Source organism: Thiothrix eikelboomii (assembly GCF_900167255.1).
In the GTDB taxonomy this organism is placed as follows: domain Bacteria; phylum Pseudomonadota; class Gammaproteobacteria; order Thiotrichales; family Thiotrichaceae; genus Thiolinea; species Thiolinea eikelboomii.
Genome location: NZ_FUYB01000027.1, coordinates 1 through 18234 on the forward strand (window position 1 = coordinate 1; position 18234 = coordinate 18234).

At 45.3% G+C, this 18234-nt stretch carries 23 protein-coding genes; 16 read left to right on the top strand and 7 right to left on the bottom strand.

Annotated elements, in window-relative coordinates; translation table 11 throughout:
* The 3 genes from B5D50_RS18220 to B5D50_RS18230 form a co-directional block, all read left to right on the top strand.
* A partial coding sequence (locus tag B5D50_RS18220) for a zinc ribbon domain-containing protein (RefSeq protein WP_143594413.1) occupies positions 1 to 273 on the top strand: 273 nt, incomplete at its 5' end.
* A gap of 74 nt (positions 274 to 347) precedes the next feature.
* Positions 348 to 1739: an FAD-binding oxidoreductase gene (locus B5D50_RS18225; RefSeq protein WP_078924097.1), complete on the top strand. Its 1392-nt coding sequence runs from the start codon at positions 348 to 350 to the stop codon at positions 1737 to 1739.
* Positions 1740 to 1836: 97 nt separating this feature from the next.
* Positions 1837 to 2415, top strand: a complete 579-nt coding sequence (locus tag B5D50_RS18230; protein WP_078924098.1) for a thioredoxin family protein — start codon at positions 1837 to 1839, stop codon at positions 2413 to 2415.
* A 321-nt stretch (positions 2416 to 2736) separates the two neighbouring features.
* Here B5D50_RS18230 and B5D50_RS18235 read toward each other — a convergent pair whose 3' ends face one another.
* Positions 2737 to 3303: a Uma2 family endonuclease gene (locus tag B5D50_RS18235; RefSeq protein ID WP_078924133.1), complete on the bottom strand. Its 567-nt coding sequence runs from the start codon at positions 3301 to 3303 to the stop codon at positions 2737 to 2739.
* A gap of 127 nt (positions 3304 to 3430) precedes the next feature.
* Between B5D50_RS18235 and trhP the strand changes: the two genes are divergently transcribed.
* The gene (trhP, locus tag B5D50_RS18240) at positions 3431 to 4786 is read left to right on the top strand and encodes a prephenate-dependent tRNA uridine(34) hydroxylase TrhP (protein WP_078924099.1); all 1356 of its coding nucleotides are present in this window, start codon (positions 3431 to 3433) and stop codon (positions 4784 to 4786) included.
* A 38-nt stretch (positions 4787 to 4824) separates the two neighbouring features.
* Here the strand turns inward: trhP and B5D50_RS18245 are convergent, their stop codons facing one another.
* Positions 4825 to 5832 carry a leucine-rich repeat domain-containing protein gene (locus tag B5D50_RS18245; RefSeq protein WP_078924100.1) on the bottom strand — a complete coding sequence of 336 codons (1008 nt, stop codon included), beginning with the start codon at positions 5830 to 5832 and terminating at the stop codon, positions 4825 to 4827.
* A 22-nt stretch (positions 5833 to 5854) separates the two neighbouring features.
* Positions 5855 to 6610 (bottom strand): DeoR/GlpR family DNA-binding transcription regulator, encoded by a 756-nt coding sequence (locus B5D50_RS18250; RefSeq protein WP_078924101.1) that lies wholly within the window; start codon positions 6608 to 6610, stop codon positions 5855 to 5857.
* A gap of 106 nt (positions 6611 to 6716) precedes the next feature.
* On the opposite strand from B5D50_RS18250, the gene B5D50_RS18255 reads away from it, so the two are divergent.
* From B5D50_RS18255 to B5D50_RS20895, 3 genes are all read left to right on the top strand, one after another.
* Positions 6717 to 7298 (top strand): NUDIX hydrolase, encoded by a 582-nt coding sequence (locus B5D50_RS18255; RefSeq protein ID WP_078924102.1) that lies wholly within the window; start codon positions 6717 to 6719, stop codon positions 7296 to 7298.
* Between the two features lie 75 nt (positions 7299 to 7373).
* On the top strand, positions 7374 to 7721 hold the full coding sequence (locus tag B5D50_RS20545) for a hypothetical protein (protein WP_200807140.1): 348 nt from the start codon (positions 7374 to 7376) through the stop codon (positions 7719 to 7721).
* Positions 7722 to 7747: 26 nt separating this feature from the next.
* On the top strand, positions 7748 to 7912 hold the full coding sequence (locus B5D50_RS20895) for a copper amine oxidase (protein ID WP_407701261.1): 165 nt from the start codon (positions 7748 to 7750) through the stop codon (positions 7910 to 7912).
* A gap of 196 nt (positions 7913 to 8108) precedes the next feature.
* Here B5D50_RS20895 and B5D50_RS20405 read toward each other — a convergent pair whose 3' ends face one another.
* From B5D50_RS20405 to argH, 3 genes are all read right to left on the bottom strand, one after another.
* Positions 8109 to 8261 carry a hypothetical protein gene (locus B5D50_RS20405; protein WP_159448679.1) on the bottom strand — a complete coding sequence of 51 codons (153 nt, stop codon included), beginning with the start codon at positions 8259 to 8261 and terminating at the stop codon, positions 8109 to 8111.
* 98 nt (positions 8262 to 8359) lie between these two features.
* Entirely contained in the window at positions 8360 to 8614 is a 255-nt protein-coding gene (locus B5D50_RS18265) for a hypothetical protein (RefSeq protein WP_078924103.1), read from the bottom strand.
* Between the two features lie 127 nt (positions 8615 to 8741).
* Complete coding sequence (argH, locus tag B5D50_RS18270; RefSeq protein ID WP_078924104.1) at positions 8742 to 10163, bottom strand: argininosuccinate lyase; 1422 nt, start codon at positions 10161 to 10163, stop codon at positions 8742 to 8744.
* Between the two features lie 257 nt (positions 10164 to 10420).
* Between argH and B5D50_RS18275 the strand changes: the two genes are divergently transcribed.
* Together B5D50_RS18275 and B5D50_RS18280 are read left to right on the top strand one after the other, a co-directional pair.
* Positions 10421 to 11452, top strand: a complete 1032-nt coding sequence (locus B5D50_RS18275; RefSeq protein ID WP_234975929.1) for a sensor histidine kinase — start codon at positions 10421 to 10423, stop codon at positions 11450 to 11452.
* A 5-nt stretch (positions 11453 to 11457) separates the two neighbouring features.
* Positions 11458 to 12204, top strand: coding sequence for a LytR/AlgR family response regulator transcription factor (locus B5D50_RS18280; protein ID WP_200807141.1), 747 nt, complete (start codon positions 11458 to 11460; stop codon positions 12202 to 12204).
* On the opposite strand, the gene B5D50_RS18285 is transcribed toward B5D50_RS18280, so the two are convergent.
* Complete coding sequence (locus B5D50_RS18285; protein WP_159448680.1) at positions 12205 to 12825, bottom strand: thioredoxin family protein; 621 nt, start codon at positions 12823 to 12825, stop codon at positions 12205 to 12207.
* Between the two features lie 200 nt (positions 12826 to 13025).
* Here B5D50_RS18285 and B5D50_RS18290 point away from each other — a divergent pair, with 200 nt between their 5' ends.
* The 7 genes from B5D50_RS18290 (at position 13026) to atpG (ending at position 18195) form a co-directional block, all read left to right on the top strand.
* Complete coding sequence (locus B5D50_RS18290) at positions 13026 to 13388, top strand: ATP synthase subunit I (protein ID WP_078924135.1); 363 nt, start codon at positions 13026 to 13028, stop codon at positions 13386 to 13388.
* 42 nt (positions 13389 to 13430) lie between these two features.
* A complete protein-coding gene (gene atpB / locus B5D50_RS18295; RefSeq protein WP_078924107.1) occupies positions 13431 to 14288 on the top strand; it encodes a F0F1 ATP synthase subunit A in 858 nt (285 codons plus the stop codon).
* A 92-nt stretch (positions 14289 to 14380) separates the two neighbouring features.
* Positions 14381 to 14668, top strand: a complete 288-nt coding sequence (atpE, locus tag B5D50_RS18300; protein ID WP_078924108.1) for a F0F1 ATP synthase subunit C — start codon at positions 14381 to 14383, stop codon at positions 14666 to 14668.
* 67 nt (positions 14669 to 14735) lie between these two features.
* Complete coding sequence (locus tag B5D50_RS18305) at positions 14736 to 15206, top strand: F0F1 ATP synthase subunit B (protein ID WP_078924109.1); 471 nt, start codon at positions 14736 to 14738, stop codon at positions 15204 to 15206.
* A gap of 11 nt (positions 15207 to 15217) precedes the next feature.
* Positions 15218 to 15754: a F0F1 ATP synthase subunit delta gene (locus tag B5D50_RS18310; protein ID WP_078924110.1), complete on the top strand. Its 537-nt coding sequence runs from the start codon at positions 15218 to 15220 to the stop codon at positions 15752 to 15754.
* Positions 15755 to 15780: 26 nt separating this feature from the next.
* A complete protein-coding gene (gene atpA, locus B5D50_RS18315) occupies positions 15781 to 17322 on the top strand; it encodes a F0F1 ATP synthase subunit alpha (protein ID WP_078924111.1) in 1542 nt (513 codons plus the stop codon).
* A 15-nt stretch (positions 17323 to 17337) separates the two neighbouring features.
* Positions 17338 to 18195 (top strand): F0F1 ATP synthase subunit gamma, encoded by an 858-nt coding sequence (gene atpG, locus B5D50_RS18320; RefSeq protein WP_078924112.1) that lies wholly within the window; start codon positions 17338 to 17340, stop codon positions 18193 to 18195.
* Positions 18196 to 18234: the final 39 nt, after the last annotated feature.

Genomic DNA, 18234 nt, shown 5'->3' on the forward strand with positions numbered 1-18234 from the left:
GCACGACAACTAAACTACAAAGCCGCTTGGTATGGGCGCACCGTGGTTCAGATTGACCAATGGAAGCCCAGTTCTAAAACCTGTTCCTGCTGTGGTTTCAAACTCGATATTTTGCCGCTGTCGGTACGTGCTTGGGATTGCCCACAATGCCATACCCATCACCACCGCGACCAGAATACTGCAAAGAATATTAAAGCCGAGGGACTCTCGGTGTTAGCCTTTGGAGAGTGTGTCAGTGGGGCTGGGAAATGCTCAGCCTCCAACGCTCGATGAATGAGGAATCCCCTGACTTTAGTCGGGGGAGAAGGTCAAACTCGTTTAACGCTTTCACTACATGGCAGGTTGATATGCTTAATCCAGAGGTTCTAGTCCAACTCCATCATATTGTTGGCGATCAAGGTTTACGCACCGATGTTTTAAGTCTGCAGACCTACGGGCGCGATTGGACGAAAATCTATGAGCCAGCGCCTTCTGCCATTGCTCTACCTAAATCTACTGAGCAAGTACAAGCTATTATTCAATTAGCTAATCAAGCAGGTTTCAAAATTGTGCCTTCTGGTGGGCGCACAGGTTTAAGTGGTGGCGCTGTTGCTGCGCAAGGTGAGGTGGTTGTTTCTTTAGAGCGTATGCGCCACATTCTGGATTTTAACGTACAAGATCGCAGTCTAACTTGTGAAGCCGGTGTGATTACTGCACAGATTCAGCAATTCGCCGCTGAGCAGAATTTGTTTTATCCGGTTGATTTTGCGGCGGCTGGCTCGAGTCAAATTGGTGGCAATATCGCTACCAATGCAGGTGGGATTAAGGTCATTCGCTATGGTTTGACCCGCCAGCAGGTCTTGGGTTTAGAAGTGGTCACGGGTCAAGGTGAGCTGCTTAAACTCAATCATGGCTTGGTGAAAAATGCGACTGGCTATGATTTACGCCATTTGTTTATTGGCTCAGAAGGGACACTCGGAATTATCACGCAAGCCAGTTTGCAGCTGATCCGTGCACCAGACAATCTCACAGTATTGGTCTTAGGTGTGCCAGCGTTTGCGGCACTCATGCAGGTGTTACTGCGCTTTCAAGCTAACTTAGATTTAACAGCTTTTGAGTTTTTCTCAGCGGAGGCTTTGCATTATGTCGTGCAAGATCAAGGTTTAGCGAAGCCATTTGCTACGCCCGCGCCCTATTATGCTTTGTTGGAGTTTGAAAACGATAGTGCAGGGCGTGAGCAAGCGGCTTTGCAGGCGTTTCAGGATGGTTTAGCACAAAACATCGTGCTGGATGGTGTGATGAGCCAGAGCCAAACTCAAGCTAAGGCCTTATGGCGTTTGCGTGAGCTGATTTCGGAAACCATTTCGGTATATACACCTTATAAAAATGATTTATCGGTGCGCGTGTCGCAAGTGGCGGAGTTTTTACAAGCGGTTGATCAGCTTGTGGCAGAGCGCTATGCGGCGTTTGAGGTGATTTGGTATGGGCATATTGGTGATGGCAATTTGCATTTGAATATTCTCAAACCTGCTACTATGGAAAAAGCTGATTTTTTCGAGCATTGTGCAGCGGTGAATGAGCAGGTGTTTGCTTTAACCCAAAGTTTGAAGGGTAGTATTTCAGCTGAGCATGGCGTGGGTTTATTGAAGCGCGACTATTTAGCGTATAGCCGCAGCCCCGAAGAAATTGCCTATATGCGTGCCATGAAAGCTTTATTCGACCCAAATCAGGTGTTGAATCCGGGCAAATTATTGAGCTAATTCAGCGTAAACCTAGCTCTCTCTTCAGTACTAATAGCCCGAGTGCTTAGCTAAAGCTACTATACTTTTTAGATTCTTAAAGCATAAGGAGTTTTCAATGGCGCGCACACCTTCCACCATGTTAGCCCTCGGTACATCGGCACCCGATTTTTCTTTGCCGGAACCCGCGACTGGCAAAACTGTTGCCCTCAAGGATTTTCAAGGCAAACCGCTCTTGGTGGCTTTCATCTGCAATCACTGCCCTTATGTGCTGCATATTCAAACCGCGTTTGCACGCTTGGCCGAGGAGTATCAGGCGAAAGGGGTCGCAATAGTCGCGATCAATGCTAATGATGTGGCGAATTATCCCGATGACAGTCCTGAAAACATGGTGCAGCAAGTCAACGATGTCCCTTATACCTTCCCCTATTTATTTGACGAATCCCAGCAAATTGCCAAAGCTTATCAAGCTGCATGTACACCCGATTTCTTTGTATTCGACGTGGAGCATAAACTTTATTATCGTGGTCAATTTGATGACTCACGCCCACGTAATGATGAGCCAGTGACAGGGCAAGATATGCGCGATGCCCTAGATAGCTTATTGGTAGGGATGGCAGCACCGGAAAATCAATTGGCTTCGTTGGGGTGTAATATTAAGTGGAAGGCGGGGAATGAACCGGGGTATTTTGGATAATCAGATAAGTTGCTCTACTTAATAATTTTTTAGATATTTCAATGAGTTGAAAAAAAGCAAAGCTAGGTATGTTGTTTTTCTTCATTTAAAAGACATTTTGCTCCATATTGCTCTAAAAGGATACCAAGAACCTTGCCCCTGATTTTATTGAATTCTTGCCTTTTCTTATGCGGATCGCTGAAGTCGAAGTAAGTTTCTATATCTTGCTCTGATAATAATCATCCAAACACTGACGCTTCAAAATATTGCTGATCCTCTGGGTAGTCGAATGCTATTTCAGTATTCAATGTTGACAAGTTATCGTATTGGTTCATAAAGCTATTATTTACTTAAAAATATATATAACTCATCCACACTCACGTCCAAACCTACTGACTCCAAATTTAGGACTTGCCCTGTTGTAAAATATTCCAACTTCCACTCCTTGCGCCGCCGATAAACCTCCACATAAGGAGAATCTTGCGAACACAGTACATATTCCTGCAAGGCAGGAATCAGTCGATAACCACTTAGCTTTTCGGACCGATCTTTTTGTACGGTACTGACTGATAAAACTTCAATAATTAAACAGGGCGATTTATTCGCATAAGTGTCTGTTTCTTCTTCGCAGCTTACTTGCACATCGGGGTAGTAAAAGCGCGTATCACCTAAAGTTTCGATAGCAACTTTCATGTCAGATTGAAAGACTTGGCAGCGTGAGCCTGCTAAATGGTTAAACAACAGGTTTGCCAGTTTCATGCTAAGAATATTATGGTTACGACTTGCTCCCGCCATCGCATAAACCAGCCCATTATTGTATTCGCAGCGCGTGCCTTCATCCGCACGATCATTTTCTAGGCGTAAATAGTCCTCAGGGGAAATAGAGTTGGTTTGTGGTAGCGCACCCATATTGAAAGCTCCAAGGTTATTACTGCCTAGTTTAGCATTATTAGTCATTGCCCCCCAAAGCCGCTAGAATACCTCCCCATCTCTAACTCCCAGCAACTAGATCTGCAATCTGGTTAAGGAATTTGTCGTGAAAAAACCTGAACTGCTAGCACCCGCTGGCACTTTAAAAAACATGCGTTATGCCTTCGCTTATGGCGCAGATGCGGTCTATGCGGGGCAACCGCGTTACAGCCTGCGGGTACGTAATAATGACTTTCAGAATGATGTACTCGCGACGGGTATTCGTGAAGCCCATGCTTTAGGCAAGCAATTTTTTGTGGCGGCTAATACCATGCCGCATAACTCCAAAGTCAAAACCTTCCTGCGCGATCTTGAGCCAGTGATTCAAATGCAGCCGGATGCGCTGATTATGGCGGATCCGGGGTTGATTATGATGGTGCGCGAAACCTTCCCTGACGCGGTGATTCATTTATCGGTACAGATGAATACGGTGAATTATGCCAGTGTGAAGTTTTGGCAGAAGCTCGGTGTGAAGCGGATTATTTTGTCACGTGAGTTATCCTTGGATGAAATCGCCGAAATCCGCCAAGAATGCCCCGACATGGAGCTAGAGGTATTCGTGCATGGTGCTTTGTGTATCGCGTATTCCGGGCGTTGTTTGTTGTCCGGCTATTTTAATCACCGCGATCCGAATCAAGGCACTTGCACCAACTCTTGCCGTTGGGAATACAAAACCACGGAAGCGGCTGAAACTCCAGATGGTGCTATCGTCCCACGTGAAGCCGTGTTGTCGATGGCTGCCTTCAATCAAGTGGCGAGTACCGCCGATTGTGGCAATCAACAACGTCATCCGTTAGCGGATCGGGTGTACTTTTTGGAAGAGGCCAGTCGTCCGGGAGAGTTATTGCCGGTGATGGAAGATGAACACGGCACTTATATTATGAACTCCAAAGACTTACGCGCTATTGAGCATGTACAGCGCTTATGTGAAATCGGTGTAGATAGCCTGAAAATCGAAGGCCGTACCAAATCCCATTATTACGCTGCTCGCACCGCACAAGCCTATCGCCAAGCGATTGATGATGCCGTAGCAGGTAAGCCTTTTGACGATAAGCTGTTAGGTATTCTGGAAAACTTAGCGAATCGTGGTTATACCGACGGCTTCTATGAGCGTCATCATACCCATGAATACCAAAACTATATCCAAGGCGCTTCACAAAGCCATCAGCAGCAATTCGTTGCTGAAATGATCAGCTATGATGCCACCAATGGCTGGATGGATGTAGAGGTGAAGAATCGTTTTGCAGTGGGTGATCGGATTGAGCTGATTGTGCCGAATGCAGAAAACATCGAAATCACTTTAGAGGCGATGTTCAATAAGCAGGGCGAACCAATTGAAGTTGCACCCGGTAGTGGGCATTTTGTGAAGATTCCTGTGCCGAATATGCAGGCGGATAAGGTGTTGGTGAGTCGCTTTTTATAATTCTGCTTAAAGTACGCAAACCTATCCCTTGTACCTTTTTAGGGTTGGGGGGTAGGTTTATGTGTTTTTTGCTGTTCAGTCCAAGGATTTCCGTACAACATGACCCCTCCTAGGTCATCCTTCCCTAATTTTAACGGTTGCTTTCTGAGCAGTGGTTTGAGCGGCTTAATGTCCTTAACAAGATTATGCGTTAAATCTAAAAAGGTTAATTCGGTAAGAGCGTGTAGTGGGCTAAGATCGCGAATCAGATTATGGCTTAAACTCAATGATTGCAAAGTTGTTAAACGTTTTAATCCCTCAAGGCTTTCAATGCCATTATGACTAAGATTGAGTGTTTTTAACGAGAGCTGTGCTAGGGCTTCAAATTGGGTAATTTGATTATGGCTTGCGTGAATGAAACTAAGCTGAGTTCGGCTTGCTAAACCTTCTAAAGTGGTGAGCTGGTTATTAGCCAAGGCTAAACACTCTAATTTATTCAAGGTGGGCAAGTCTAACTGGGTTAACTTATTATTTTGAATCATCAAATAGGTTAAAGCGGGCAAATCTGTTAGCCGACCTAAACTTTGTAATGAATTACCGTTTAAGTTTAAAAGCTCTAATCGTGGAAAATAAGGAATAGTCGCTAAATCACTGAAGGTGCTAATGTGCGCTAGATGAAGCTGTTTCAGCTGTGGCAGGGTACTTAAGCCAGTGAGTCCTTGTAATGGATTTAAATTCAGGCGCAAAAATACCAAATTCTCTAAGCTTGATAGGGCGCTTATGTTCTGTAAGCAGTTTTGCTCCAAATCTAAATAGGTTAAATCGGTCAGCACGCTAAGCTCTGCAAGATCATCGAGTCGATTATGTCCTAAGTCCAGTCTTTTGAGTTTGCTAAGTGCTGCAATACCTTTTAGGTGAGTGAGCTGATTTCCCCCTAAATAGAGTTCTTCCACATCGGTCAGGGCTAAGAGTTTTTTAGGTAGCTTACCCATTTTACAACCGCTTAAATCAACGATGCGGCTTTGTTGTAGCCGAGCTTGCTCAAGTATTTCAAGATGATTGTGCATTAACCTTCTTCTATGCTCTCTTCTATGCTCTTATGAGTGTTATGCCGAAGTTTTCATAACTAGCGAGTAGGGAGTCTGCACTAGCCCCGCTCAGGATTAAAGCACTCACTGATGACAGTGAACCAATCTTATAAGGTGAAACCTTATCAAGCTTTTCTGATGAGGCTAGTACGATAGTTTCTGCGGCTTGTTGGCTAATAGCGCGTTTCATAGTGGCTTCTTCTAAATCGCCAGTCGTTAATCCATAGCTTGGATGCACACCTGTGACACCCATGAAGTATAGATCAACGCGCAGATTATGGATGGCCTCTAAAGCGGTTGCGCCTACAGTTACAATCGAGTGCTTGAAAAGTTTACCGCCAATTAAGATCACCTCGATTTGTGGATAGGCGACCAATTCGACGGCAATGGAAGGGCTATGTGTGACGATAGTGCATGTAAGGTCAGTCGGCAGCTGTTGGACAAGTTGTTTTGTGGTAGTCCCGCCATCTAAAAAGACGGTTTGCCCAGTTTGAATCAATGAGATTGCTGCTTGAGCAAGGAGCACCTTCTCTTCTAAGCCTATCTGCAAGCGTGTATTAAAATCGCCCAAGGCGGGTGAAATTGGCAAAGCGCCACCATGTACGCGCTGTACTAAACCTTGTTTAGCCAATTCGCGCAAATCACGTCGAATCGTATCTTCAGACACTTGCAGCGCTTGAGCGCTGTCTTTGGCAACGATTTGCCCGTTGATTTGTAGTTGTTGGATAAGAAATTGCTTGCGTTGCTGGGTTAACATGGTTGCATGAATTTTCTTGAAAATTAACGAATATGCATGAATAATAATTCAAGCTAGTTCAACTAGCGATAGTTAGCGGATAAAAATCTTAATTTGAGTTGATACTATGAATGATCGTGTAAGAATCAGCAAAATTGAGTTGCTCTCAGATAATTGGTACATTCTAAAAAAAGCAACATTTACTTACTTGCGTAATAACGGCGAATGGCAAACTCAGCAGCGCGAATTTTATGATCGTGGTAATGGTGCGACGATTTTGCTTTATAACTTAGCACAGCAAACCGTGGTGTTGACGCGGCAGTTTCGCTTTCCAGTGTTTATGAATGGCTTGGAGTCGGGTTTATTAATTGAAACTGCAGCGGGTTTATTGGATGAAGCTAGCGCAGAAGAGCGGATTCGTTTGGAGGCTGAAGAAGAAACCGGCTATCAAGTGCAAGCGATTGAAAAAGTGTTTGAAGCGTATATGAGTCCGGGTTCAGTCACGGAAAAGCTCTATTTTTATGTGGCCGAGTATGAGCATCAGCAGCGAGTTGGCTCAGGCGGTGGTTTAGAGCAAGAGGGCGAGGATATTGAGGTTTTGGAGTTATCGTTTACGCAAGCACTGGCAATGATGCAAACTGGCGAAATTCAAGATGCCAAAACGATCATGCTCTTGCAATATGCCGCGTTGCATATTTTTCGTGCCTGACAATTTAATAGGTAAGCGCCTCTGCAGAGTATTCTTTGTTGGAGTTAAGCAATCGAGAGTGGTATTGAATTTGGGATGGTAACGAATAAAAAAGTCGAAAGTACTAAAACCCTCGATAAAGAAACGATGGTGACTTTTACAAACGAAGATTTTGCTAAAGCGCTTGCTAAGCGCAATGTGAAAACTGAGAAAGCCTTCTGCTTGCCACTGACAGCAGGCAATTTTGGCATTGAGGATCAGGCAGTCACTCCTGTCCCTCAATATATGATTTATCACGGCAAGGTAGCATATAGCCCCTTCGATTTTGCAAACGATCCACCGATGAAGCGCAATGCCTATGTTGAATATAGTATTTGGAATACGCTGTATGACCCCACTCAGCATTTAAAAATGCGTTTGCCAGTGACGGTTCAGATACCTTAGCCGAGTGGGTAAAAGCAAATCGGAATATCGGCAATAAAGATGTGGTGATATGGTTTACTGCGGGCTTTCATCATACCCCACGGATGGAGGATTGGCCGGTGATGACGACAGAGTGGAAGACTGTGTATCTGATGCCGTGTAACTTCTTTAGCCATAATCCAGCGATTACTTTGCGGAAGCCGAAGGATTAGCACTAGTTAGGTGTAAGCATGATGACAAAGTGAGTTAATTTTTTAGCTCACTTTGGGTTTGGCGGCTTTAAATTATTTTAAAAACTACCCAGCTTTCAAATAGCAACCCTATACACTTAGATCTAATTCCTCAGACAATGGTCTACATGCTTTGATTAAGGGCTGAGATAAGCCTATGTATTAGGACACACCCGGATTATCCGCTAAAGTAAGAAATAAAGGCTCTAACCGGGAGTTGTGCGATAGCATCACGCCCTGAGGGTTCTTCTACTCCGTAGAATAAGTTTTTGACAGCAAACTTTCTTTTTAATTTGCCAATAAGAACTTCATTCACTCCCATTTCTTCCATATCGACTAGTTCCTTGTGACACGTCTCAACGTTAAGTCTCGTCCCATTTCAACGGATTAACTACATCACTGCTATATGAAACAACTTAGGGGAGTTTGCTAATGGTCTGCATTGGCAAAGCGAAAAGGAGCTAAGCCCATTGCTTGACGCAGCTCATTAACTTCTCCTAAGGCCGTTATATTTTCTGGAGTAGGCTGAAAGTGATAACCGTTATCCCCTTCAAAGGTTTCGTAGTGGTCGTTTTGTCCGGTCATAATAGTGTCGGGAATTTCACGAAAGGCCAAGCAGTCTTGATCTGGCAAGTTAAGAAGATGTTTACAAAAAGCACAGGCTGGAGGTAATAAGCAACTCATCACTAATACTCCTTAAAATATAATTGATCTGCCCCAGTAATAGTAGAAAGTCCGATAGCGGTTGAGGTAGATTTTTACCAACAACTCGCTTCTTAGGGTGTCTATTTTTGATGGGGGAATCAGACTATTAAGTGCTTACAAGCTTCTTAGCATTCGCAATCTGCAATTTCACCTGATTCGGCGCAGTGCCTCCCAAATGATCGCGTGCTGCGACTGAGCCTTCCAAGCTTAATACCTCAAATACATCGTGTTCAATAGTATCCGAAAAGCTTTGTAATTCAGCCAAAGTCATTTCGCTTAAATCCCGCCCTGTCTGCACGCCTAAAGCCACCGCATTGCCGACGACTTCATGCGCATCACGGAAGGGTAAGCCTTTACGCACTAAATAATCAGCTAAATCGGTCGCCGTCGAGAAACCTTGCATCGCAGCGCGGCGCATTTTTTCGGGTTTAGTTTGCACATACGGCATCATATCACCGAAAGCCCGTAAGCAGCCCAACACGGTATCAACCGTATCAAACAGTGGCTCTTTATCTTCTTGGTTATCCTTATTGTAAGCTAATGGTTGGCTTTTCATTAAAGTAAGCAGACCCATTAGATGCCCAAACACCCGCCCACTTTTACCACGCACTAACTCAGGTACATCGGGGTTTTTCTTCTGCGGCATAATGGATGAACCCGTGCAGAAGCGATCCGGCAAGCGGATAAAGTCAAATTGTGCCGAAGTCCAGAGAATTAACTCCTCCGAGAAGCGCGATAAGTGCATGAGGAGTAGGGCAGCAACCGAAGTAAACTCAATCGCAAAATCTCGATCACTGACGGCATCTAACGAGTTGCGAGCAGGGCGTTCAAAGCCTAATAACTCAGCGCTATAATTCCGATCAATCGGATAAGTTGTTCCGGCCAAAGCAGCTGCGCCTAAGGGCATAATATTCACCCGCTTACGGCAATCCATTAGGCGCTCATAATCGCGCTCTAGCATTTCAAACCATGCCAACAGGTGATGCCCAAAGGTAATCGGTTGAGCCACTTGCAAATGGGTAAAGCCGGGGAGGATCGTCTCAGCTTCCCGTTCTGCGACTGCAACCAAGCCAGTTTGGAGGCGGCGAATTTCATGCCCAATATGATCAATCTGATCGCGTAGCCATAAGCGGATGTCGGTGGCAACTTGGTCATTGCGTGAGCGTCCGGTGTGTAGGCGTTTACCCGCAATACCGATTCGATCAGTGAGGCGGGCTTCAATATTCATATGAATATCTTCCAGCGCAATTTGCCAGTCGAAAGCACCGGCTTCAATCTCAGCTTCGATCTGATCTAATCCGACTAAAATAGCCTCAAGATCGGGCGTGGATAGAATGCCAACTTTATTCAGCATTCGAGCATGCGCCCGTGAACCAGCAAGGTCATGGCGGTATAAGCGTTGGTCAAATTGAATAGAGGCAGTAAATTCGGCGACAAAAGCATCGGTCGATTCGGTGAAGCGCCCACCCCAAGCTTGGTTTTTGCTGGCAGGTGAAACGTTGGTTTTGCTGTGATTTTGAGCGGTCATGGCGCGGTTTCGTTAAGTTTTGAGCAGTTAAGCGGAAAAGTTTGCAGTTTATTCTTTCCTTGTGGAAGAATCGAGAAAAGCCTTCAGCAATCAGTAAGCCGCTGAGCTATAGTATTGTACATGAAGCTCGATCGCTGGTTGCGATCTGGGAAATTATAAAAATAACAATTAACTAAATCCTGTCAGATTTTCAAGCCAACCCTCCCTAGGTGTGTTTGAAAAAGGCAAGAGCTAGAAAGAGTAGAATGTCCTTATCAATGAGCAAGACGCTTGGTTATTTACCTAATATTTGTGGGCCTCAACCCCTACTAAGAATCGTAGCGGCTGCTTTGTTTTTGGCAACTATTTTAGCCTTAGCTGCAGCAGATAATGTTCACGAGTTCATGGTCAAACTAGGGCTAAATGCCTTCTTTGTGCTATGGGTGACTTTATCCTCTGTTTTGACACTGTGTTTGATTAATCGTTTTTATACACCACCCTCGAATAAGATCTCTACTTTATTGATCACGACGGTGGTAGTGAGCTTCACTTTACTAGCTTCAATAATCGGTTTATTTCTGATAAAAAATAATAGCTTAGATGAATTGGGTGGTGGGGTAGCACTGTATTTTCTAAAAAATATTGTGATTAGCTTGGTGCTAACACTGGTCGTTCTGCGTTATCTGTATGTACAAGGTCAGTGGGAGGCTTCCGTAGAGGCGGATTCGTATGCCAAATACGAGGCTTTGCAATCAAGGATGCGTCCACACTTTCTTTTCAATAGTTTAAACACAGTGGCGCATTTAGTGCATAAAGATCCAGTGCAAGCTGAAGAGGCTATTTTGGATTTGGCTGATATTATGCGTACCACTTTGGATCGGCGCAATCGGATCAGCTTACAAGAAGAATTGGATGTCACCATGCGTTATTTGCGGATGGAAGGGTTACGTTTAGGCAAGCGTCGTCTCACCGTGGTCTGGGATATGGATCGCAATACCTTACCGTTTGACATGCAAATTCTGCCACTTATCTTGCAACCCTTGGTTGAGAACGCCATTTATCATGGGATACAACCACGGAAAGAAGGTGGGACTCTAGGAATTAGCTTATATGATGCAGGTAGCCATTTAGCGGTGTCTGTTACTAATCCGCTGTCACCTAGTGGGGCTAGCTCCCATCAAAAGGGTAATCACATTGCCCAAGAAAATATGAAAAACCGACTTCATCTCGCGTATGGAGATCGCGCTAATCTGCAAATACAAAAAACTCCCCAGCAGTACCGCGTCTCCTTTTCCATCCCCAAGGAGTAATAATAATGTCGATTAAGATTTTGGTTGTAGATGACGAAGAATATGCCCGCGAAAGAATCAAAGGCTTGATTGCTCGTTACGCGGATTACGATGTTTGTGCTGAAGCCGAAAACGGGGCTGAGGCTGTAGTTATGGTGGAGCGTTTCCAACCTGATATTGTGTTGATGGATATTACGATGCCCGGCATGGACGGGCTAGAAGCCGCTAGACACATAGCAACGATGGAGATGCCCCCCGCCGTCATATTTACCACAGCGTATGGTGAATATGCTTTAGAAGCCTTTTCAACAAAAGCAACAGGGTATCTTATGAAACCGATAAGACAAGAACAATTATTACAAAGTCTGGAACAAGCCCGCTCGCTTAACCGTGCTCAACGTTTAGAAATGTTAGAGCAACGCACCGGTGGTCAACGTTCATCCCGTAAGCATATCTGCGCTCGGATGCGTGGCAATCTGGAGTTAATCCCAATTGAAGATGTTGTTTATTTCCAAGCGGATCAAAAATACGTCACAGTTCGCCATAATGGTGGAGAAGTGATTATTGAAGAATCACTCAAGTCTTTAGAAACTGATCTAGCCGATCGCTTCATTCGCATTCACCGTAATGCTTTAGTTGCGAAAAGCCGGATCACGGGCTTAACCAAGTCTGATGTAGGTCGTACCCAAATTACCTTAGATAAAGTACGTGACCAATTAGAAGTTAGCCGCCGTCATTTAGCTGAAGTCCGCCGTTTCGTGCGCGGACGTTAATCAATTAAAGGGCGGTGCACTACTGGGTGTGCTGCCCTTATCTTTATCATCTTTGTCTAAGTCTTTGCCTGAGTCTTGATTCTGCACGGTAGTCGAGCTTTCAAGCTGCATTGCTGATTGACTGTGGTTAATCGCTTGCTCAATTGCGCTTTCTAGATAAGCCCCGTAAAAGTCGGGTGAGTTGTAGCCGACTAAACGTTCTGCAATTTCCTGCCCGGTGTGATCCAAAAAGACTAAAGTCGGTGTGATGTCCGCATGGTATTGGTTTGCAAAATCACTGGGTGAAACTTGCTCGCCTTTAAAATTTAAGAGGGTTTCAGTGTCTGCAATATCGACTGTTCTGATGAAAATACGTGTCGTGTAATCCCCCTTTTTTACCAGCGGTTTTAATTGGTCTTTTTCTAATTGTCGACAGTAGCCACAATACTCGGCAACGAAAGCGACTAAGACGGGTTGGTGAGATTGTTGCATTAATTGACTTAAATCCTGAAAGTCACGCTCTGCTTTTAGGCTCGGCTCTTCCGTAGCAGGCGCAGATAAGCAAGCAAATAAAAGGATTAAGCCTAGTGCAAATGTGTAGCAACTTGGGCTTAAGAGTTTGTTAAGACAATTTTCTTTCATTCTGGATTCAACCATTGCAGCTTTTGCAAATTAGTGGATAATGTCGACATAATTTTCGTAGCAAATTGACTAGACCACTCTCAACGGGTAGGCCAGTGGGCTTGGTTTTACGATCAAGAGTTGACCGTATATTAGTATGTATTTATACTCCCGTCGGGATTTGGAAATCAAGGGGATAAATTCCCCCTCCTGAGATGCAGATGCGCAACATACTGACCATACAATTCGTTCTGATAGTAGTGTGTGCTGCTATTGCTTTCTACCTACAAGGCGAACGGGCGGTGTTGCCTGCACTCTATGGCGGTGCAATTGCTCTAGCTAATACATTTTTATTGTCTCGGCGCATGGGTAAAGTAGGAGGAGACGCCAACTTTGACCCAAAACGTAGCATGATGTTGCTATACCTAAGTGCGGTCGGACGCTTCGTTTTCGTTCTAGTTGCTTTAGTGATTGGCTTAGGCCTGTTGAAATTGACGCCGATACCACTAATAGGCTCTTTCATTGTGACGCAACTAGGTTATGCTTTCGCGCTCGGTCCTAGCCGTAAGGCGGAACAGGTATGAAAGCAGAAACAAGTTTATTAACTTTGGTCATGGGGTAAAAGTGTGAGCGAAAGTGCGCAAGCAGCTGATCCCGTCGCGTATATTCAGCACCATTTGACAAACTGGAGTACTAGCCAGCCGAAGTCTATCGCAGACTTTAATGTGCTACATCTCGATGTCATTATCTTTAGTGCGTTGCTCGGCGGATTATTGATCTTTATCGCTAAGAAAATTGGCGAAAATCTGAGTTTGGACAATCCAAGCAAACTCCAAAGTGTCGCCGAAATGGTGGTAGAGTTTGTGAATGACCAAATTAAAAACGTTTTTCCACATCCAGACAAACTAATTGGCCCCTTAGCTTTAACGGTCTTCGTTTGGGTATTGGCCATGAATGCGATGGACTTACTGCCAGTGGATCTTTTACCTTCCTTATGGACAGGTATCTTAGGCCTCTTTGGTGCTGATCCTAGTCATGTTTATCTGAAAGTTGTGCCTACTACTAACTTAGATACCACTTTAGGTTTAGCGCTCTGCGTCTTCGTACTCATCCTTGCTTATAACTTCAAAAGCAAAGGTCCTATGGGTTATTTGAAGATGTTCTTATTCCACCCATTTGGAAAATTCTTTATTCCCGTCAATATCGTAATGACCACGATTGAAGAATTAGCTAAGCCACTTAGCCTTGGCCTGCGGTTATTCGGTAATTTATTCGCAGGTGAGTTGGTATTCTTGTTAATTGCATTATTGACCCTAGGGGCAGGCTTCAGTTTTGGCTTGTTTATTTGGTTCCCTATGCAAGTATTGTTGGATTTAGCATGGCTGTTATTCCACTTATTAGTCATCACTTTGCAAGCCTTTATTTTCATGGTGTTGACAATTGTTTACTTAGGAATGGCAGATGCCACAGCAGATGATCATTGATCAGAATTGATTAGATTGACCATCTGGCTTTTACAAGTTGTTTAGATTTTTTGATTTTAATTTAACTTTGGTAATTTTTAGGAGACTGGAAAATGAATGCTGAACTGATTGCAATGATCTATGCATACACCGCTGTAGGTGTTGGCGTGATCCTCGCGGCGGCAGGTTTAGGCTCTGCGATTGGTTGGGGTTTGATTTGCGCGAAAACTTTGGAAGGTATCGCACGTCAACCTGAACTACGTCCTCAATTAATGACTAATATGTTCATTTTCGCTGGTCTGATGGAGTCATTCCCATTCATTATCTTAGCGTTCGCTATGTGGTTCTTGTTCGCAAACCCATTCGTTGGTGCTGCTGCTTCTGCTATCGGGGCTATGTAAGCCAAGTATAGTGTGTTGAAACCCCGTGTTAACGGTGGCTTTAATTTAAAAGCAGGAGAAAGGTAACGTGAACATTACTCTGACATTGATTGCCCAGGTCTTGGCGTTTTCGATCATGATCTGGTTGGTCAACAAGTATATGTGGGGACCTATTAACGAGGTTCTGGATAAGCGTCGCCAGAAAGTTGCTGAAGGTCTTGCCGCTGCTGAGAAAGGTCAGCAAGAGCAAGAAGCCGCTCGTCAAAAGATGGCTGATGAGCTAAAGCAAGCGAAGGTGGAGGCTGCCGAAATTATTTCCCAAGCGCAAAAGCGTGCTGGCGAAATCGTTGATGAAGCCAAGAATGCGGCTGTTGAGGAAGCAAACCGCGTCAAAGCGGCTGCTCAAGCTGAATTAGAGCAAGAGGTATCTCGTGCTCGTGAGGGCTTACGTCAACAGGTTTCTTCACTGGCTCTGGCTGGTGCTGAGAAAATTCTAGGTAAAGAAATCAATGCTAAAGCCCATGCTAAAGCATTGGATGAGCTGACCGCGCAAATTTAAGGTGGTGAACCATGTCTGAATTGACAACCGCTGCCCGTCCTTATGCCAAAGCGGTATTTGAGATGGGGCAGGACGCTGGTACTTTGCCGCAATGGTCGGCACAGCTAGCAGCTATGTCTGCGGTCGTCGCGGCAGAAGGTTCAGCTTCCTTGCTGAGTCATCCTCGTATGACCAAAGAGCAAAAAGCTCAAGCCTTTGCTGATATCGCAGGTTCTGCGATTGATGACCAAGGCAGGAATTTGCTTAAGGTCTTAGCAGATAATGATCGTTTCGCATTATTGCCAGAAATTGCGGTTCTCTTTGAGCAATTCAAAGCAGAAGCAGAAGGGGCGGTTGATGCGGAAATTACCTCTGCGATGGAAATGACTGATGACCAGCAGCAAGCTATTGCTGCGGCGCTCCAGAAACGCTTAGGACGTGAAGTTAAGTTAGTGACTAAAATTGATCCCGCTTTAATGGGGGGCGCGATTATCCGCGCAGGTGATTTAGTTATTGACGGCTCTATCCAAAGCAGGCTGAAAGATATGAAGGCGGCTTTGGCACGCTAAGCCAAGCCTAACTAGAGGAATAGCACATGCAACTTAACCCAACTGAAATCAGTGAGCTGATTAAGAAGCGCATTAGCAGCTTCGAGGCGAGCGCTGAAGCACGGACTGAGGGTACTGTTGTCTCTGTAACAGACGGTATCGTGCGCCTGCATGGTTTAGGCGACGTAATGTCTGGTGAGATGATTGAATTCTCTAATGGCGCATTTGGTCTTGCGCTGAACTTAGAGCGTGATTCTGTCGGCGCGGTCGTTTTAGGTGATTATAAGGGTATCACTGAGGGCGACACGGTAAAATGTACGGGGCGTATTTTAGAGGTTCCAGTGGGTCGTGGCCTGTTAGGTCGTGTTGTCGACTCATTAGGCTCGCCCATTGATGGCAAAGGTCCTTTAGAGCATGACGGCTACTCAGCTGTTGAACAAATTGCTCCGGGCGTTATTGATCGTAAATCGGTTGACCAACCGCTGCAAACGGGTATCAAAGCTTTAGATGCAATGGTGCCTGTGGGTCGTGGTCAGCGTGAGTTGATTATCGGTGACCGTCAAACTGGTAAAACTGCAGTCGCGGTTGACACCATCATCAACCAAAAGGGCAAAGACGTAAAATGTATTTACGTTGCGATTGGTCAGAAAGCTTCTACGGTCGCGAATGTCGTCCGTAAGCTGGAAGAGCACGGTGCAATGGAGTACACCACTGTAGTCGCAGCGACTGCATCTGACCCTGCGTCTATGCAATACCTTGCGCCTTACTCGGGTTGCTCGATGGGCGAATACTTCCGTGATCGGGGTGAAGATGCACTGATTGTATACGATGACTTAACCAAGCAAGCTTGGGCTTATCGTCAAGTATCCTTGTTGCTGCGTCGTCCACCGGGTCGTGAAGCTTACCCAGGGGACGTATTCTATCTGCACTCACGCTTATTAGAACGTGCGTCTCGCGTTAACGCCGCTTATGTTGAAGAGTACACTAAAGGTGCGGTTGTTGGTAAAACAGGTTCTTTGACTGCCTTACCGATCATCGAAACCCAAGCGGGTGACGTGTCTGCCTTCGTTCCGACCAACGTAATCTCGATTACTGACGGTCAGATCTTCTTGGAAACTGACTTGTTCAACGCGGGTATCCGCCCTGCGATCAACGCAGGTTTGTCGGTATCACGGGTAGGTGGTTCTGCTCAAACCAAGATCATCAAGAAGCTCGGTGGTGGTGTACGTCTTGACCTCGCTCAGTATCGTGAGTTGGCTGCGTTCTCGCAGTTTGCCTCTGATCTTGACGAGGGTACACGTAAACAATTAGCACGCGGTCAACGGGTCACTGAGCTGATGAAGCAGCCACAGTTTGCACCCTTATCAGTTGCTGAAATGGCTTTCTCCTTATTCGCAGCCAATGAAGGCTTCTTGGATGATGTGGATGCGAAGAAAATTGTTGATTTTGAAGCGGCTATGTTGAGTTACTTGCGTTCTTCCCAGAAAGAACTTCTGGATAAGATTAATGCAAAAGGTGACTACAACGATGAAATCGCAGGCGCTATGCGTAAGGCTCTTGAAACTTTCAAGTCCACTAACACTTGGTAATGGGAGGTAAGTCCCATGGCAGGTGCTAAAGAAATACGCACACAGATCAAGAGTATTCAAAACACTCGGAAGATCACCAAAGCGATGGAAATGGTTGCGGCATCAAAGATGCGTCGTGCACAAGACCGCATGAATGCTAGCCGTCCGTATGCCCAAAAAATGCGTGCCGTGGTTGGTCACGTAGCGAATGGGCATTTGGAGTATAAGCATCCTTATACGCTTGAACGTCCAACAGTAAAGCGAGTGGGCTACATCATTATCTCCACTGACCGTGGTTTGTGTGGTGGCTTGAATGTCAACTTGTTTAAGACTGCGCTGCAAGATATTGCTAAATGGAAAGCACAGGGGGTCGAAGTTGATCTGGCTGTGTTTGGTAATAAAGCAGCGAATGCGTTCCGCCGTTATGGTTTAGCGGCCCAGAAGACTCATATGGGCGATGCTCCAAAAATTGCGGACATGGTAGGTACGATTAAGGTCATGCTCGATGCTTATGCCGAAGGCCGTATTGATCGTCTGTATATGGTGGAAAATGAATTCGTCAATAGCATGACGCAGCGACCACAGGTGACTCAGCTCATCCCCATCGCGCCGATTAAAGACGAAGCCATGAGTCACTATTGGGACTATATTTACGAGCCGGAGTCAAAAGGGGTCATTGACGCCTTGATGCAACGCTATATTGAATCCTTGATTTATCAAGGTGTTGTTGAAAACGTTGCTTGTGAAATGGCAGCGCGGATGGTGGCGATGAAGAGCGCCTCTGACAACGCGGGTAAGATGATCAATGATTTGAAATTGGTGTACAACAAAGCGCGTCAGGCTGCGATTACGCAGGAGATCTCTGAGATCGTCGGTGGTGCAGCGGCTGTCTAATGCTGTTTACGGAATTATCATTTTTTAAGAGGTACTATC

Excerpts from the sequence above, each read along its gene's own strand:
- B5D50_RS18225 (WP_078924097.1), top strand. The coding sequence starts at position 348 with ATGCTTAATCCAGAGGTTCTAGTCCAACTCCATCATATTGTTGGCGAT.
- B5D50_RS18230 (WP_078924098.1), top strand. The coding sequence starts at position 1,837 with ATGGCGCGCACACCTTCCACCATGTTAGCCCTCGGTACATCGGCACCC.
- B5D50_RS18235 (WP_078924133.1), bottom strand. The coding sequence starts at position 3,303 with ATGGGTGCGCTACCACAAACCAACTCTATTTCCCCTGAGGACTATTTA.
- B5D50_RS18245 (WP_078924100.1), bottom strand. The coding sequence starts at position 5,832 with ATGCACAATCATCTTGAAATACTTGAGCAAGCTCGGCTACAACAAAGC.
- B5D50_RS18250 (WP_078924101.1), bottom strand. The coding sequence starts at position 6,610 with ATGTTAACCCAGCAACGCAAGCAATTTCTTATCCAACAACTACAAATC.
- B5D50_RS18255 (WP_078924102.1), top strand. The coding sequence starts at position 6,717 with ATGAATGATCGTGTAAGAATCAGCAAAATTGAGTTGCTCTCAGATAAT.
- B5D50_RS20545 (WP_200807140.1), top strand. The coding sequence starts at position 7,374 with ATGGTAACGAATAAAAAAGTCGAAAGTACTAAAACCCTCGATAAAGAA.
- B5D50_RS20405 (WP_159448679.1), bottom strand. The coding sequence starts at position 8,261 with ATGGAAGAAATGGGAGTGAATGAAGTTCTTATTGGCAAATTAAAAAGA.
- B5D50_RS18265 (WP_078924103.1), bottom strand. The coding sequence starts at position 8,614 with ATGAGTTGCTTATTACCTCCAGCCTGTGCTTTTTGTAAACATCTTCTT.
- argH (WP_078924104.1), bottom strand. The coding sequence starts at position 10,163 with ATGACCGCTCAAAATCACAGCAAAACCAACGTTTCACCTGCCAGCAAA.
- B5D50_RS18275 (WP_234975929.1), top strand. The coding sequence starts at position 10,421 with ATGAGCAAGACGCTTGGTTATTTACCTAATATTTGTGGGCCTCAACCC.
- B5D50_RS18280 (WP_200807141.1), top strand. The coding sequence starts at position 11,458 with ATGTCGATTAAGATTTTGGTTGTAGATGACGAAGAATATGCCCGCGAA.
- B5D50_RS18285 (WP_159448680.1), bottom strand. The coding sequence starts at position 12,825 with ATGAAAGAAAATTGTCTTAACAAACTCTTAAGCCCAAGTTGCTACACA.
- B5D50_RS18290 (WP_078924135.1), top strand. The coding sequence starts at position 13,026 with ATGCGCAACATACTGACCATACAATTCGTTCTGATAGTAGTGTGTGCT.
- atpE (WP_078924108.1), top strand. The coding sequence starts at position 14,381 with ATGAATGCTGAACTGATTGCAATGATCTATGCATACACCGCTGTAGGT.
- B5D50_RS18310 (WP_078924110.1), top strand. The coding sequence starts at position 15,218 with ATGTCTGAATTGACAACCGCTGCCCGTCCTTATGCCAAAGCGGTATTT.
- atpA (WP_078924111.1), top strand. The coding sequence starts at position 15,781 with ATGCAACTTAACCCAACTGAAATCAGTGAGCTGATTAAGAAGCGCATT.
- atpG (WP_078924112.1), top strand. The coding sequence starts at position 17,338 with ATGGCAGGTGCTAAAGAAATACGCACACAGATCAAGAGTATTCAAAAC.